The organism is Streptomyces dioscori (genome assembly GCF_003024195.1).
Lineage (GTDB): Bacteria > Actinomycetota > Actinomycetes > Streptomycetales > Streptomycetaceae > Streptomyces > Streptomyces dioscori.
Genome location: NZ_KZ679041.1, coordinates 1 through 15,013, shown reverse-complemented (window position 1 = coordinate 15,013; position 15,013 = coordinate 1). Strand labels below are relative to the sequence as shown.

The 15,013-nt window shown below is 72.0% G+C and carries 13 protein-coding genes and 1 pseudogene; all 14 read left to right on the top strand.

What is annotated here, in order from left to right:
• The first annotated feature begins 53 nt into the window (after positions 1 to 53).
• Positions 54 to 2,450 carry a non-ribosomal peptide synthetase gene (locus C6Y14_RS11385; RefSeq protein WP_107016482.1) on the top strand — a complete coding sequence of 799 codons (2,397 nt, stop codon included), beginning with the start codon at positions 54 to 56 and terminating at the stop codon, positions 2,448 to 2,450.
• A 104-nt stretch (positions 2,451 to 2,554) separates the two neighbouring features.
• On the top strand, positions 2,555 to 3,556 hold the full coding sequence (locus C6Y14_RS11380) for a TauD/TfdA family dioxygenase (RefSeq protein WP_107016923.1): 1,002 nt from the start codon (positions 2,555 to 2,557) through the stop codon (positions 3,554 to 3,556).
• Positions 3,553 to 4,662 (top strand): 2,3-diaminopropionate biosynthesis protein SbnB, encoded by a 1,110-nt coding sequence (gene sbnB / locus C6Y14_RS11375; protein WP_107016481.1) that lies wholly within the window; start codon positions 3,553 to 3,555, stop codon positions 4,660 to 4,662. Before C6Y14_RS11380 ends, sbnB begins: the two co-directional genes overlap by 4 nt.
• Before the next feature lie 71 nt (positions 4,663 to 4,733).
• Positions 4,734 to 5,720 carry a 2,3-diaminopropionate biosynthesis protein SbnA gene (sbnA, locus tag C6Y14_RS11370; RefSeq protein ID WP_107016480.1) on the top strand — a complete coding sequence of 329 codons (987 nt, stop codon included), beginning with the start codon at positions 4,734 to 4,736 and terminating at the stop codon, positions 5,718 to 5,720.
• A gap of 80 nt (positions 5,721 to 5,800) precedes the next feature.
• The gene (locus C6Y14_RS11365) at positions 5,801 to 7,495 is read left to right on the top strand and encodes an acyl-CoA dehydrogenase family protein (RefSeq protein WP_107016479.1); all 1,695 of its coding nucleotides are present in this window, start codon (positions 5,801 to 5,803) and stop codon (positions 7,493 to 7,495) included.
• A gap of 272 nt (positions 7,496 to 7,767) precedes the next feature.
• Positions 7,768 to 9,099, top strand: a complete 1,332-nt coding sequence (locus C6Y14_RS11360) for a GAF domain-containing protein (RefSeq protein WP_107016922.1) — start codon at positions 7,768 to 7,770, stop codon at positions 9,097 to 9,099.
• A gap of 174 nt (positions 9,100 to 9,273) precedes the next feature.
• Positions 9,274 to 10,680: a hypothetical protein gene (locus C6Y14_RS11355; protein ID WP_107016478.1), complete on the top strand. Its 1,407-nt coding sequence runs from the start codon at positions 9,274 to 9,276 to the stop codon at positions 10,678 to 10,680.
• Between the two features lie 65 nt (positions 10,681 to 10,745).
• Entirely contained in the window at positions 10,746 to 11,315 is a 570-nt protein-coding gene (locus C6Y14_RS11350; RefSeq protein ID WP_107016477.1) for a GNAT family N-acetyltransferase, read from the top strand.
• Between the two features lie 127 nt (positions 11,316 to 11,442).
• On the top strand, positions 11,443 to 11,526 hold the full coding sequence (locus C6Y14_RS45830) for a putative leader peptide (RefSeq protein WP_349817346.1): 84 nt from the start codon (positions 11,443 to 11,445) through the stop codon (positions 11,524 to 11,526).
• A gap of 147 nt (positions 11,527 to 11,673) precedes the next feature.
• Complete coding sequence (locus C6Y14_RS11345) at positions 11,674 to 13,371, top strand: nitrite/sulfite reductase (protein ID WP_107016476.1); 1,698 nt, start codon at positions 11,674 to 11,676, stop codon at positions 13,369 to 13,371.
• Positions 13,368 to 13,547 carry a hypothetical protein gene (locus C6Y14_RS11340; protein WP_107016475.1) on the top strand — a complete coding sequence of 60 codons (180 nt, stop codon included), beginning with the start codon at positions 13,368 to 13,370 and terminating at the stop codon, positions 13,545 to 13,547. Before C6Y14_RS11345 ends, C6Y14_RS11340 begins: the two co-directional genes overlap by 4 nt.
• Entirely contained in the window at positions 13,544 to 14,281 is a 738-nt protein-coding gene (locus C6Y14_RS11335; protein WP_225891018.1) for a phosphoadenylyl-sulfate reductase, read from the top strand. Before C6Y14_RS11340 ends, C6Y14_RS11335 begins: the two co-directional genes overlap by 4 nt.
• A 47-nt stretch (positions 14,282 to 14,328) precedes the next feature.
• Positions 14,329 to 14,880: an adenylyl-sulfate kinase gene (gene cysC / locus C6Y14_RS11330; protein WP_107016920.1), complete on the top strand. Its 552-nt coding sequence runs from the start codon at positions 14,329 to 14,331 to the stop codon at positions 14,878 to 14,880.
• A pseudogene (locus C6Y14_RS11325) lies at positions 14,877 to 15,013 on the top strand (sulfate adenylyltransferase subunit CysD); the annotation flags it as partial. The gene cysC and the pseudogene C6Y14_RS11325, both read left to right, overlap by 4 nt.

Here is a 15,013-nt window from a genome sequence, read left to right as displayed (position 1 = left end):
CCACAGCGCGAATAGAAGCACGGCACGTGAAGGAACACAGGGGGGAACAGAGAATGGAAACGATCCCGAGGTGGACGCTCACCCCGGTCCCGGGCACGGCGGAGTACGAGGTTCCGCTGCCCTCAGGCCTGGTGACGGAGCCGTCCGCGCTCCTGGCCGCACACGCCAAGGTCCTCGCGGCCCTGTCCGGTGAGCGCGAGGCCGTCATCGGCTACGTCCCCGCGAAGGGCGCGGCGCCGGTGCTCCGGCGGCTGACCGTCGGCCCCGGCACCTGGCGCGAGCTGCTGGCACAGGCGGACCTGGCGGTCCGCGAGGCCGCCCGTGAGCCGGCCGGGGAGCCGCCCGCGCGGGAGTCGGGCGGCGCCCCGGTCCCCTTCGCGGCCGTGCTCGACCCGCACGGCCACGACGACGGCACCGGGCGGACCGCGGACACCGATGACGCCGACACCGCGAACGCCGTGCTGCGGGTGAGCGTGGCGGGTCACGCCCTGCGGCTGCGGTACCGCACCGACGTCCTGGACGCCGAAGCCGCCGCGCGCATCGCCGGCTACCACCTGACCGCGCTCGGCCTGCCGGCCGCCGACCCGGACGCCGCGCACGACCGGCACGGCCTCCTGGACGAGGACGAACTCCGCTTCCAGCTCGACGGACTGGCCGGGCCGCACCGCGCACTGCCGGACCGCCGCGTCCACGAACTCTTCGAGGAGCGGGTGGCCGCCCATCCGGACGCCGTCGCCGCCGTCCAGGGCGACGAGGAGTGGACGTACCGCGAGCTGAACGCGCGGGCCAACCGGATCGGCCGGGCACTGCTCGCCCGCGGGCTGCGCCCCGAGGGGGTCGTCGCGGTCGTTATGGAACGCGATCTGGACTGGATGGCCGGGGTCCTCGCGGTCCTCAAGGCGGGCGGGGTCTATCTGCCCGTCGAGCCGCACTTCCCGGCCGGGCGCATCGAGAAGACGCTCAGGCGGGCCGGCTGCGAGCTCGTCCTGACCGAGGGCGGCAGCACCGCCACGCTGGACGCGGCCGACACCGGCGCCCAGGTCCTGCACGTCGAGGCGGCCTACGCGGAGGAGCACGCCGACGGCGACCTCGGGGTCCCGGTCGGCGCGGACCAGCTCGCGTACATCTACTTCACCTCCGGCTCCACCGGTGAGCCCAAGGGCGCGATGTGCGAGCACGCGGGCTTCGTCAACCACGTCCTCGCCAAGATCGACGACCTGGGGGTCGGCGAGGGACAGGTCGTCGCGCAGACGGCCCCGCAGTGCTTCGACATCTCGCTGTGGCAGCTGGTCTCCGCGCTGCTGGTCGGCGGGCGGACCCTGCTGGTCGCCCAGGAGGTGATCCTGGACGTCCCGCGGTTCGTGGACACCGTCACGGACGGTGGGGTCAATGTCCTCCAGGTCGTCCCGTCGTACCTCGAAGCCGTCCTCGCCGAACTGGAGCAGCGCCCGCGCGAACTGCCGGACCTGCACTGCGTGTCGGTCACCGGGGAGGCCGTCAAGAAGGAACTCGTCCAGCGCTGGTTCGCGGCCGAGCCGGGCATCCGGCTGGCCAACGCCTACGGGCTGACCGAGACCTCCGACGACACCAACCACGAGGTCATGGACCGGGTGCCGGACGAGGACCGGGTCCCGCTCGGCCGGCCGGTCGCCAACGTGCGCGTGTACGTCGTCGACGAACACCTGGCCCCCGTACCGCTCGGCGCGCCCGGCGAGATCGTCTTCTCCGGGGTGTGCGTCGGCCGCGGATACGTCAACGACCCCGACCGCACGAAGGCCGCGTTCGGGGACGACCCGTACCGGCCCGGCGAGCGGCTGTACCGCAGCGGGGACCACGGCCGGTGGCTGCCCGACGGGAAGCTGGAGTTCCTCGGCCGCCGGGACAGCCAGGTGAAGATCCGCGGCTTCCGCATCGAGATCGGCGAGATCGAGAACGCGCTGCTGCGGGTGGACGGCGTCCGGGACGGCGCGGTGGTGGTCGCGGGCGGCACCCGGCTGGTGGCGTTCTGCGCCGGTTCCGAACCGCTCGCGCCGGAAGCGGTGCTGGAGCGGCTGGCCGTGTCGCTCCCCGCGTACATGGTGCCGTCGGCCGTCCACCGGCGGGAGAGCCTGCCGCTGACCGCCAACGGCAAGATCGACCGCAAGACGCTGACCGCGCTCGCCGAGGATCTCGACTCCACCGCGAGCGGCGCGGGCGGCCAGGACGGCGAGCAGGCGCCGGGCACACCGGGCGAACTGCGTCTGGCGGCGGCCTGGGCGCAGGTGCTGGGCGTCCCGCAGGACCGGATCGGCCGCCTGGACCACTTCTTCGACCGCGGCGGGACCTCTCTCGCGGCGGTGAAGCTGGCGGTCGCGCTGGACCGGGCGATCACCCTCAAGGACGTCGCCCGTCACCCCGTCCTCGCCGACCTGGCCGGCCTGCTCGACGCCCCGGCCAGGGAGGCGTCGTGAGCCACGCCGGGAAACGAGCCCGGCGGCCGGCGCAGGAACCGGCCCACGACCACACGCACATCCGCGCGCGCTCCGCACCGCGCGAGACCGGAAGGAACCACACGATGTCCACGACTCCGACGCTCCTGCCCGACGTCGTCCTGCGTCCCGGCAGCCCCCCGATCCTGCGCGCCGACGTGGCCGGGGACACGGCGGGCTGGGCGGCCGTCCACCGCGACGCGCTGCGCGCCGTGGTCACCGAACACGGCAGCGTCCTGGTCCGCGGCCTGGGGCTGAGCGACCCGGACACGACCGGGGAGGTGTTCCGGCGCCTGGCCGGCGGCCTGATGCCCGACCGGGAGTCCTTCGCACCCCGGCGGACGTACGCGGACGGCGTGTACTCCTCCACCAAGTGGCCGCCCAACCAGCAGATGTGCATGCACCACGAGCTGAGTTACGCGGTCGAGTTCCCCGCGCTGATGCTGTTCGCGTGCCTCGACGCGCCGGCCGAGGGCGGCGCCACCGCCGTCGCCGACGCGCCCACCGTGCTCGACGCGCTGCCGGCCGGCCTCACCGAGCGGTTCGCCCGCGAGGGCTGGCTGCTCACGCGGACGTACAACGACGAGATCGGGGCGTCGGTCGGCGAGGCCTTCGGCACCGAGGACCGCGCCGCCGTCGAACGCTACTGCCGGGCCCACGCCATCGAGTTCGCCTGGCAGGCCGACGGCTCGCTGCACACCCGCCAGCGCCGCGCCGCGGTGCTCCGGCACCCCGTCACGGGACGGCCCTGCTGGTTCAACCAGATCGCCTTCCTCAACGAGTGGACGATGGACCCCGAGGTGCGGGAGTACCTGGTGGACGTCTACGGCCCCGACGGGCTGCCCTTCAACACCCGCCACGGCAACGGTGATCCGATCGGCGAGGACGTCGTCCGGGAGATCAACGCGGTGTACGAGGCCCACACCGTGCGCGAGCCGTGGCGCTCCGGCGACCTGATGATCGTCGACAACATCCGCACCGCGCACAGCAGGGAGCCCTTCGAGGGCCCGCGCGAGGTGCTCGCCGCACTGGCCGACCCGGTCCGGCTGACCGACTCCACACCGACGACCGAAGTGAGGACCGCATGAGCGGCACGGAACACGCGGCGCAGGCCGCCGAGGCGTCCGAGGTACCCCAGGCACCCGAGGCACCCGAGGCACCCGGGAGGACGCTCAGTGCTCCCCCGTTCTCCGTCATCTCCGGTTCTCAGGTCCAGCAGGCCCTGGAGGGGCGGGAGTCCGAGATCGCGGACCTCGTCGAGCGGGTGTACCGGCTGCACGGGGGCGGCGACTCGGTGAACCCGCCGTCGTACTTCCTGCGCTTCCCCGACCGCCCGTCGTCGCGGATCATCGCGCTGCCGGCGTCGATCGGCGGGGACATCGGGGTGGACGGCATCAAGTGGGTCTCCAGCTTCCCCGAGAACACGGCGTCCGGACTGCCCCGTGCCTCGGCCGTGCTGATCCTCAACGACCACGAGACGGGCTACCCGTTCGCCTGCCTGGAGGCGTCGATCATCAACGCCGCCCGGACGGCGTCCTCCGCCGCCCTCGCGGCCGACCGGCTCAGCCGCGGGCGCACCCGGCCGGTCCGGGTCGGCTTCATCGGCACCGGACTGATCGCCCGCCACATCCACACCCATCTCACCGCCACCGGCTGGTCGTTCGAGGAGACCGGGGTGTACGACCTGGCCGCGGACAGCGCGGCCGGATTCCACGGCTATCTGGAGCGGTCGGGCGCCAAGGGCCGCCTCACCGTGCACGACAGCGCCGAGTCGCTGATCCGCTCCAGCGATCTGGTGGTCTTCGCCACCGTCGCGGGCGCGCCGCACATCCACGACCTCGCGTGGTTCGACCACGCCCCGCTGGTGCTGCATGTGTCGCTGCGCGACCTGGCACCCGAGATCCTGCTCGCCTCGGCCAACTTCGTGGACGACATCGAGCACTGCCTGAAGGCGGAGACCTCTCCGCACCTGGCCGAACGCCTCAGCGGCGGCCGGGACTTCATCGACGGCACGTTGGACGACGTGCTGTCCGGGCGGGTGACCGTACCGGCCGACCGGACGGTCGTCTTCTCGCCCTTCGGCCTCGGGGTCCTGGACCTCGCGGTCGGCAAGTTCGTCCACGACGAGGTGGCCCGGCGGGGCGGGCCGCACGTCGTGGACGGCTTCTTCCACGAGCTGCGCCGGCACGGCTGACCGGCGGGCGCCGTGCCCCACGGGACGTGGGGCACGGCGCCGCACGAAAGCCGCATGAATGAGGGGGACTCATGCCTGTCATTTCCGATCCTTCGGAATTCAACGAGAACGAGCTCTACGTCGACCTGCGGGCGACGATGGGGCTGCCGCTCTTCCTGAAGTGCGAGGGGTTCAACTTCGCGGGGTCGATCAAGATGAAGGCGGCCACCGAGATGGTGGACGCCGCCGAACGCAGCGGCGCCCTGCGACCGGGGTCCGTCCTGGTCGAGTCGTCGTCCGGGAACCTGGGCGTGGCACTGAGCGTGATCGCCGCGAGCCGTGGCTACGGGTTCCGGTGCGTGACCGACGCACGCTGCAACCCGGCGACCCGGCGGATGATGGAAGCTCTGGGCAGCGTGGTCCACGTCATCGAGGAACCCGCGCTGCACGGCGGCTTCCTGGGCGCCCGGATCGCGTACGTACGGGCGCTGTGTGCCTCGGACGACCGGTACGTCTGGCTCAATCAGTACGCCAACGACAGCAACTGGCGGGCGCACTACCGCACCACGGCGCCGGCGATCGCGCGCCGCTTCCCGGATCTGGACGTGCTGTTCGTCGGGGCCGGTACGACCGGCACCCTGATGGGCTGCGCGCGCTGGTTCTGGCAGTGGCGGCGCCGGGTGCGGATCGTCGCGGTGGACACCGTCGGCTCGGTGACCTTCGGCGGGCCCGCGCGTCCGCGGATGATCCCGGGGCTCGGCATGGGCGTACGTCCGCCGATGCTCGACGAGTCGTACGTCGACGACGTGGTGCACGTGGAGGAGGCCGACACCGTCCGCGTCTGCCGCCGGCTGGCCGCCCGGGGGTTCCTGTTCGGCGGCTCCACCGGCACGGTGGTCAGCGGGGCGTCCACCTGGATGGACCTGCACGGGACACGGGACCTCACGTCGGTGGCGATCGCCCCCGACCTCGGCGAGCGCTACCTCGACACCGTCCACAGCCCGAGCTGGTCGGTGAACCCGCGCGGCGAGGACACCCTCGGCTCCGGCGACCTGGCCGCGCTGTCCCGTCCGGCCTGACCGGACGGCGGCGCTCCGGTGTACGGGGGGTGCGGCGGGAGTTTGGTGACGATCGCCGCACCGCGGGTAGGTTCGCAGTCATGGCAGCCCGCACCCACACCGTGACCAACCAGGCTCCGCCGCTGGTCGCGTACGACCTCTTCACCGCCGACCGGGCCCTCGTGGAGGCGGTCGGGCGGCATCTCGATCCCGCGCTCCTCGACGAGGCGCACAGCGAGCTGTCGGCCCTCGGGCGCACCTCCGGGTCCACGCAGGTACAGAAGTGGGGGGCGCTGGCCAACGAGAACCCGCCGAAGCTGCTCACCCACGACCGCTACGGCGAGCGCCTGGACGAGGTCGAGTTCCATCCGTCCTGGCACCGGCTGCTCGGCAAGGGCGTCTCGGCGGGTCTTACGGCGGCCTGGTCGCGGCCGGGCGGGCATGTGCGGCGCGCGGCCGGCTTCCTGGTCTGGAGCCAGGTCGAGGCGGGCAACGGGTGCCCGCTGTCGATGACCCACGCGGCGGTGCCCGCGCTGCGCACCGACCCGGCGCTGGCCGCCGAGTGGGAGCCCCGGCTCACGTCCACCGTCTACGACCAGGACCTGCGTCCGGCCGCGCAGAAGGCCGGTGCCCTGTTCGGGATGGGCATGACGGAGAAGCAGGGCGGCAGCGACGTCCGCGCGAACACGACGGCCGCCCGGCCGCTCGCCGAGGACGGGACGTACGAACTGACGGGCCACAAGTGGTTCTGCTCGGCGCCGATGTCGGACGGCTTCCTCGTCCTGGCGCAGGCGGGCCCTGCCGGCGAGCAGGTCGAACGGGGCGAACGGGGCGAACGGGGCGACCAGGACGGCCGGGACGCGCTCACCTGCTTCCTCGTGCCGCGCGTGCTGGCGGACGGCACCCGCAACGTCTTCCGGATCCAGCGGCTCAAGGACAAGCTGGGCAACCGGTCGAACGCCTCCGCGGAGGTCGAGTTCGACGGGACCTGGGCGCGCCGGGTCGGCGAGGAGGGGCGCGGGGTGCGCTCCATCATGGGCATGGTCGCCGCGACCCGCCTGGACTGCGTGCTCGGTTCGGCGGGCCTGATGCGGCAGGCCGTCGCGCAGGCCGTGCACCACTGCGAGCACCGCGAGGCGTTCGGCGGCAGGCTGGTCGACAAGCCTCTGATGCGCAACGTCCTGGCGGACCTGGCCCTGGAGTCGGAGGCGGCGACGACCCTCGCGCTGCGGCTCGCCGCCGCGTACGACGACGGCGGCGAACAGGAGCGGGCGTTCCTGCGGCTCGCGGTGCCGGCGGCCAAGTACTGGGTGACCAAGCGGTGCACGCCGGTCGTGGCGGAGGCCCTGGAGTGCCTGGGCGGCAACGGGTACGTGGAGGAGTCCGGCATGCCGCGGCTGCTGCGCGAGTCGCCGCTCAACTCCATCTGGGAGGGCGCCGGGAACGTGCAGGCGCTCGATGTGCTGCGGGCCCTGCAGCGGGAGCCGGCCGCCCTGAACGCGTACCTCCGGGAGGTCGGTCTGGCGCGCGGCGCCGATCACCGGCTGGACGGCGCGATCAAGAACCTGCTGACCGAACTCGCCGACCTGGACGGTGTCGAGGGGCGCGCGCGGCGGATCGTCGAGCGGATCGCCCTGGTGCTGCAGGGTTCGCTGCTGGTGCGTTTCGCGCCGCCGGAGGTCGCCGACGCGTTCTGCGCGTCCCGTCTCGGCGGGGACTGGGGATCGTCGCTGGGGACGCTGCCGCACACGCTCGACCTGGCCTCGGTGGTGGAGCGGGCGCGCCCCGTCTCCTGACCGGGCCCCGGCCGTTCCGGTCCGGCCTGGCACGGAGGTGGTGCTGCGCCGACACGGCACCACCCCCGTGCGTCGTAGAGTTTCGGCCGCGCACCGGGCGTCGCACCAGAGTTGCAGAGGGTTGCAACGTCTCCGCACCCTGCTCCTACCTTGCAAACCCTGCATGGAATCTCCGCTGTGTGTTCGGATTGTCGCGCTCGGTGACGGACACCCGTCGCCGGTACCGGACCGACAGCTGCCGGCTGTCCGCTCAGGCCCTTCGGGAGGACACGATGGCGCACTCGCCCATGAACGTGGCAGGGCTGGCCGCGGGGGACGCGGCGCGGGCGGCCCGCGTACTCGACGAGGTACGCGACGCCACCCTGTCCGGGCAGCCGGGACCCCTCGGCCCCCGGCCGGTCATCGGGGAGTCCTGGGGGCGCATGCTGCGCGACGGCGTCGACCCCGACCACGACTTCCGCGCCGGGCTGCTCGACCGCGACGAGATCGAGCGGCGGCGCCGGGAGTCCCCGCTGCGGCACGTCCTGCCGGTGCTGCGCGAGGGCCTGTTGTCGGTCGCGGACATCACCCGCCACATCATGGTCGTGGCGGACGCCGAGGGCCGGGTGCTGTGGCGCGAGGGCAGCCGTCCCGTGCTGCACAGGGCCGACGGTTTCGGTTTCGAACTCGGCGCGGACTGGGGCGAGAACGTCGTCGGCACGAACGGCATCGGCACCCCCGCGGTCGTCCGCCGGCCCGTCCAGGTCTTCGCCGCCGAGCACTTCGTCCGCACCCACGCCACCTGGACCTGCACGGGCGCACCGATCACCGACCCGCGCGACGGCCGGCTGATCGGGGTCGTGGACGTCAGCGGGCCCTGGGAGACGATGCACCCGTCGACCCTCGCGTGGGTCGGCTCGGTGGCCAAGCTCGCCGAGGCGCGGCTGCGGGAGCGGCATCTGGCCGCGCTGGACCGGCTGCGCTCGGTGGCCGCGCCGGTCCTCGCCCGGATCACCGGCCGCGCCCTCGCGGTCGACCGGGACGGCTGGACCGCCGCGGTCACGGGCATGCCGCACCTGGACCGGGTCGCACTGCCCGCCGCGCCCGCCGCAGACCGGATCTGGCTGCCGTCGCTCGGCCTGTGCTCGCTGGAGCCGCTGACCGGCGGCTGGCTGATCCGCGCCTCGGACGGACTCCGCGCGCCGGGCGGTGCCACCCGGATCGAGCTGGACGTCTCGCGGCCGCGCCGCTGGTCGGTGACCGTGGCGGACGGTACGGGCACCTGGACGCATGAACTGAGTCCGCGGCACACCGAGTTGCTGTATCTGCTGGCCCTGCACCGCACCGGCCGCAGCGCCGCCGCCCTGGCCGCCGACATGTTCGGCGACCAGGCCCGCACGGTGACGGTACGGGCCGAGATGTCGCGCGTACGCCGCTACTTGGGAGCCGTCCTGGAACACCGGCCGTACCGTTTCCGCGAGACGGCCGAGGTGCGGGTGCTCCTCCCCGACGACCCCGGCGACCTGCTTCCGTACTCGACGGCTCCGGGGGTGGTGCGGGCGCGCGTCGCGGGCAGCACGACCGGGCCGGTGGACGCGGGTTGCTCGCATCCCCTGCCGGAGTGACAACGGCATCCTCCTCCCCCGGGGGAGCCAGGGGCGCAATCCCGACCTATTACCGGGTATTCGACCTGGCTCGCCCCCCTCTGCCGTACCATCCAACGCACGGCCCCCCACATCCGTCTCCTCCGGCTCAACCGCCGAATCGCAGGAGGCAGTTGGCCGCCGACGGGAGGACCTATGACGTATCGAGGCAGACACCGCCGCCGGACCAAGGGGCGTGTCCTGCGGGCCACCCTGTCCGGGGCCGCCCTCGCCCTCACCGCCGCCGCCACCATCATCACCACCTCGCAGGCCGCCGGCAGCGACAACCCCGGCCCCCTGAAGCCGCTCACCTCCTCGGCCGAGATCGGCAAGCTGCAGCTGCACGAGAACCTGGTCGCCGAGTCGACGCTGGACACCCTGCAGAGCGGAATGGGTGGGTCCGTAGGGGTAGACGCCGTCCTGAAGAGCGCCAACCACCCGATGCGCAACAAGGCCGACTGCGCCGCGACCGAGTCGGCCGCCCTGCCCGTCGAGCCCACCGCGTCCCGCGCGTACTGCTGGGACAGCGGGGACGCCACGACACAGAAGTGGCTGCCGCAGTCCGTCACCACCTCCGGGGACGCCGACAACGACGGCAGGTGGGGTTCCGACCGGGTGATCCTGGCGGGCTGGACCCACAACGACCACAAGGCGGGCGAGCCCGACGCCGACAAGGGTCTGGCCCGGGTCGCCTTCATCGACGCGAACGACCCGAAGAACCTCAGGTACCGCTGGGTCCTGCTGGTCGCCCCGCTCTCCGGCGGCAAGGACTTCGGGGCCGTCCGCTCACACGTCGGCGGCATGGTCTGGTACCAGGACAAGCTGATCGTCACCGCGAAGAACGGCGCCGACCACGACAACGCCCTGTTCGTCTTCGACATGAACCGCATCCTGCGGGCCGACGTGAACAGTGCCGAGGTCGGCAAGGTCAGCGGCGGCTGGTCGGCGCGCGGCTACCAGTACGTACTGCCGGCCATCGGCTCGTACGACCTCACCGGCGGCGCCTGCAGTGCGAAGAACAACAACGCGCGCCCCTGTTTCGCGTCGGTCTCCCTGGACCGCACCTCGACGCCGGACAGCCTGGTCGCGAACGAGTGGTTCAGCTCCGGCGGCACCGAACCGGCGCGCGTCTGGCGCTACCATTACAGCACCGCGAGCGACCGCACGGGCCTGCTCGGCAGCGGCGCCGGCGGTGTCGTGAACGCCGACGAGGCGTACGAGACCGAGGCCGTCGGGCTGCAGGGCGTCCTCTCACACAAACCGGACGGGGCGGACAAGGCCGACTGGTACACCGGCTACGCCCCGGGCAGCCGCGACAAGCACGGCACGCTCTGGCGCCAGAACGAGAGCGCCGCGAAGGCCGCGCAGTGCGGCGACGGCGGCACGTCGTACGCCTGCTGGGGGCAGCACACCGAGTCCCTGTCGTACTGGCAGGAGACCGGTGAGCTGTGGACGCTCACCGAGTGGGCGGCGAACGAGGACAACGACTGGGAGGCGCCTGCGGTCCCGGAGCGGGTGCTGTACTCGGTCCCGCTGTCGGCGGTCGACGACTCGGTGCAGTGACCGGGGTCTGAGGGACGGGCAGCCCGCTTTGGAGGGGAGCCCGTCCCCGTGGTTCGCTGGCCCGCATGAGCATCGCTGTGACCACCTGGTCCCTGGAGCAGACCGCTCCGGCAGACCGGCTGCCCGCCGCCGCGCCCGACGGTGACGTCCGGATCGCCCGCGCCGAGGTGCCCTCCCCCGAGTTCAGCCGCTTCCTGTACGCCTCCGTAGGCGGCGACATCCGCTGGACGGACCGGCTCGGCTGGACGTACGCGCAGTGGCGGGAGGACCTGGAGCGGCCGGGCACGGAGACCTGGGTCGCCCACGACCGCGGGACGCCCGCCGGATACGTACAGCTGGAGGGGCAGGACGACGGCGTCGTGGAGATCGTCTACTTCGGCCTGATCCCGGCCTTCCGCGGCCGGCGCATCGGCGGACACCTCCTCTCGTACGGGGTCGCGCGGGCCTGGGACCTGGCCGACCGCTGGCCGGGGCGGGCGCCGACCAAGCGCGTCTGGTTGCATACATGCAGCAAGGACGGGGAGCACGCGATGGACAACTACCTGCGCCGCGGCTTCAAGCTCTTCGACACCAAGGTGGAGGAGGAGCCGGACGTGACCACCCCCGGGCCCTGGCCCGGAGCACAGGTCGGCTGACCTGGCGGGATGTGATCCGGACCCGATCTTGTGACCGTCATCCCCCTTGTCCCACATCCCGGGACAAGGGTGTCCGCATCCTGGACGAAGCTGGACTCTGTCCAGATCGCCGTGACACGCTTCCGTCATGTCTGGAACTGGGATTGCCTTGGTGAGTCGGCGGCACGTCGACCTCGGCCGCATGTCCAGCGCCATCTGTCCGGTCCGCTGACCCACGGCACCAGGGGCCGCGCCCCCGTGCCCAGCACCACCGACATTCCCCCTGTCTCGACTTGCGCAATGCCGCGCACGCATGCCCGTATGCACTCGTACGCGCAGGTCAGAGCCGCATCCGTCTGTCCCGAAGGACGTAGAAACCATGGCCGCCACTCCGCAGGATCCCGCTGCCGCAACGCCCCGCCGCAAGGTGAGCCGTCACCGCGGTGAGGGCCAGTGGGCCGTGGGTCACTACACCCCGCTCAACGGCAACGAGCAGTTCAAGAAGGACGACGACGGTCTCAACGTGCGGACGCGCATTGAGACGGTCTACTCCAAGCGGGGCTTCGACTCGATCGACCCCAACGATCTGCGCGGCCGTATGCGCTGGTGGGGGCTCTACACCCAGCGCAAGCCCGGCATCGACGGCGGCAAGACCGCGGTCCTGGAGCCGGAGGAGCTGGACGACAAGTACTTCATGCTGCGGGTACGGATCGACGGCGGACGCCTCACCACCCAGCAGCTGCGCGTCATCGGCGAGATCTCGCAGGAGTTCGCGCGCGGGACCGCTGACATCACCGACCGGCAGAACGTCCAGTACCACTGGATCCGCATCGAGGACGTCCCGGAGATCTGGGAGCGCCTGGAGGCCGTAGGTCTCTCCACGACCGAGGCCTGCGGTGACACGCCCCGCGTGATCCTCGGCTCGCCCGTCGCCGGTATCGCCGAGGACGAGATCATCGACGGCACGCCCGCCATCGAGGAGATCCACCGCCGGGTCATCGGCAACAAGGACTTCTCGAACCTGCCCCGCAAGTTCAAGACCGCGGTCTCCGGCTCGCCGCTCCTGGACGTGGCACACGAGATCAACGACGTCGCCTTCGTCGGCGTGAACCACCCCGAGCACGGCCCCGGCTTCGACCTCTGGGTCGGCGGCGGCCTCTCCACCAACCCGAAGATCGGCCAGCGCCTCGGGGCCTGGGTGCCGCTCGACGAGGTCGCCGACGTCCACATCGGCGTCCTGTCGATCTTCCGGGACTACGGCTACCGCCGCCTTCGTACGCGCGCCCGCCTGAAGTTCCTGGTCGCCGACTGGGGCGTCGAGAAGTTCCGCCAGGTCCTGGAGGACGAGTACCTGCAGCGCAAGCTCGTCGACGGCCCGGCCCCCGACCAGCCGCTCGCCCGCTGGCGCGACCACATCGGGGTGCACCGGCAGCAGGACGGCCGCTTCTACGTCGGCTTCGCGCCGCGCGTGGGCCGCGTCGACGGCACCACGCTCACGAAGATCGCCGAGCTGGCGGAGGCGCACGGCTCCGGCCGGCTGCGGACCACCGTCGAGCAGAAGATGATCGTGCTCGACGTCGAGCAGGAGCAGATCGACTCCCTGGTGGAGGGCCTGGAGGCACTCGACCTGAAGGTCAGGCCGTCCACCTTCCGGCGCGGCACGATGGCCTGCACCGGCATCGAGTACTGCAAGCTCGCCATCGTCGAGACCAAGGTCCGCGGCGCCACGCTGATCGACGAACTCGAACGCCGTATGCCCGAGTTCGACGAGCCCGTCACCATCAACATCAACGGCTGCCCGAACGCCTGCGCCCGTATCCAGGTCGCGGACATCGGTCTCAAGGGCCAGCTGATGCTCGACACCGAGGGCAACCAGGTCGAGGGCTACCAGGTCCACCTGGGCGGCGCGCTCGGCCTCGAAGCCGGCTTCGGCCGCAAGGTCCGCGGTCTGAAGGTCACCGCGGACGACCTGCCCGACTACGTCGAGCGGGTCCTCAAGCGCTTCGAGGAGGAGCGCGAGGACGGCGAGCGCTTCGCCGCGTGGGCCACCCGCGCCTCCGAGGAGGCCCTGTCATGAGCGAACGCGCGGCGCCCTTCTACTGCCCCTACTGCGGCGACGAGGATCTGCGTCCGAGCGAGCAGGGGCACGGCGCGTGGGAATGCGGAGCGTGCAATCGAGCCTTCCAGTTGAAGTTCCTCGGGTTGCTGACCCGTGGACTTCAGCGCAACGACGGTGGAGGGGACGAGATATGACGGCCGTTCAGACCGATACCGATACCACATCCGATGCCGGCAGCGACGCGGACGCCGGGTTGAAGGCGCTCGCCGAGCAGGCCGGCCGCGACCTGGAGGACGCCTCCGCGCTGGAGATCCTCCAGTGGGCCGTGCGGACGTTCGGCAAGCAGTTCTGCGTCACCTCCTCGATGGAGGACGCGGTGGTCGCCCACCTCGCGTCCCGCGCGAACCCCGGCGTCGACGTCGTGTTCCTCGACACCGGCTACCACTTCCCCGAGACCATCGGCACCCGGGACGCCGTCGAGGCCGTGATGGACGTCAACGTCATCACCCTCACCCCGCGCCAGACCGTCGCCGAGCAGGACGCCGAGTACGGGCCGAAACTGCACGACCGCAACCCCGACCTGTGCTGCGCGCTGCGGAAGGTCGCGCCGCTGGAGCAGGGCCTGACCAAGTACCGCGCCTGGGCCACGGGCCTGCGCCGCGACGAGTCCCCGACCCGGGCGAACACCCCCGTCGTCGGCTGGGACGAGAAGCGCCGCAAGGTCAAGATCTCGCCGATCGCCCGCTGGACGCAGGACGACGTGGACGCGTACGTGAGCGAGCACGGGGTCCTCACCAACCCGCTCCTCATGGACGGCTACCCGTCCGTCGGCTGCGCCCCCTGCACCCGCCGGGTCCTTGAGGGCGAGGACGCGCGCGCCGGCCGCTGGTCGGGCAGCAGCAAGACCGAGTGCGGACTGCACGGCTGACCATGACCGCGACGACCGCGACGACCGTGACCGGCTCGACGACCTCGATGAACCAGGAGAACCAAGTGACCGGAGCCACCGTCTGGCTCACGGGTCTGCCGAGCGCCGGCAAGACCACCATCGCGTACGAGCTGGCCACCCGGCTGCGCGAGGAGGGCCACCGCGTCGAGGTGCTCGACGGCGACGAGATCCGTACGTTCCTGACGGCGGGCCTCGGCTTCAGCCGCGAGGACCGGCACACGAACGTCCAGCGCATCGGCTTCCTCGCCGACCTGCTGTCCCGCAACGGCGTCAAGACGCTGGTGCCGGTCATCGCCCCGTACGCCGACAGCCGCGAGGCGGTGCGCAAGCGTCACCAGGCGAGCGGTGCCGCGTACCTGGAGGTGCATGTCGCGACGCCGGTCGAGGTGTGCAGCGAGCGGGACGTGAAGGGCCTGTACGCCAAGCAGGCGGCGGGCGAGATCTCCGGGCTCACCGGGGTCGACGACCCGTACGAGGCGCCCGAGTCGCCCGATCTGCGCATCGAGTCGCACACCCAGTCCGTGCAGGAGTCCGCGGCGGCGCTTCACGCGCTGCTCGCCGAGAGGGGTCTCGCATGACGACGACCGTTGCCGATGTCTCCGAGGAGGGGACCGACAGCCCGTACGCCCTGAGCCATCTGGACGCGTTGGAGTCCGAGGCGGTGCACATCTTCCGTGAGGTGGCGGGCGAGTTCGAGCGGCCGGTGGTGCT

What these genes read in the sequence shown, in the direction of transcription:
- C6Y14_RS11385 (WP_107016482.1), top strand. Translation starts at nt 54, where the DNA reads ATGGAAACGATCCCGAGGTGGACGCTCACCCCGGTCCCGGGCACGGCG.
- C6Y14_RS11380 (WP_107016923.1), top strand. Translation starts at nt 2,555, where the DNA reads ATGTCCACGACTCCGACGCTCCTGCCCGACGTCGTCCTGCGTCCCGGC.
- sbnB (WP_107016481.1), top strand. Translation starts at nt 3,553, where the DNA reads ATGAGCGGCACGGAACACGCGGCGCAGGCCGCCGAGGCGTCCGAGGTA.
- sbnA (WP_107016480.1), top strand. Translation starts at nt 4,734, where the DNA reads ATGCCTGTCATTTCCGATCCTTCGGAATTCAACGAGAACGAGCTCTAC.
- C6Y14_RS11365 (WP_107016479.1), top strand. Translation starts at nt 5,801, where the DNA reads ATGGCAGCCCGCACCCACACCGTGACCAACCAGGCTCCGCCGCTGGTC.
- C6Y14_RS11360 (WP_107016922.1), top strand. Translation starts at nt 7,768, where the DNA reads ATGGCGCACTCGCCCATGAACGTGGCAGGGCTGGCCGCGGGGGACGCG.
- C6Y14_RS11355 (WP_107016478.1), top strand. Translation starts at nt 9,274, where the DNA reads ATGACGTATCGAGGCAGACACCGCCGCCGGACCAAGGGGCGTGTCCTG.
- C6Y14_RS11350 (WP_107016477.1), top strand. Translation starts at nt 10,746, where the DNA reads ATGAGCATCGCTGTGACCACCTGGTCCCTGGAGCAGACCGCTCCGGCA.
- C6Y14_RS45830 (WP_349817346.1), top strand. Translation starts at nt 11,443, where the DNA reads ATGTCTGGAACTGGGATTGCCTTGGTGAGTCGGCGGCACGTCGACCTC.
- C6Y14_RS11345 (WP_107016476.1), top strand. Translation starts at nt 11,674, where the DNA reads ATGGCCGCCACTCCGCAGGATCCCGCTGCCGCAACGCCCCGCCGCAAG.
- C6Y14_RS11340 (WP_107016475.1), top strand. Translation starts at nt 13,368, where the DNA reads ATGAGCGAACGCGCGGCGCCCTTCTACTGCCCCTACTGCGGCGACGAG.
- C6Y14_RS11335 (WP_225891018.1), top strand. Translation starts at nt 13,544, where the DNA reads ATGACGGCCGTTCAGACCGATACCGATACCACATCCGATGCCGGCAGC.
- cysC (WP_107016920.1), top strand. Translation starts at nt 14,329, where the DNA reads ATGAACCAGGAGAACCAAGTGACCGGAGCCACCGTCTGGCTCACGGGT.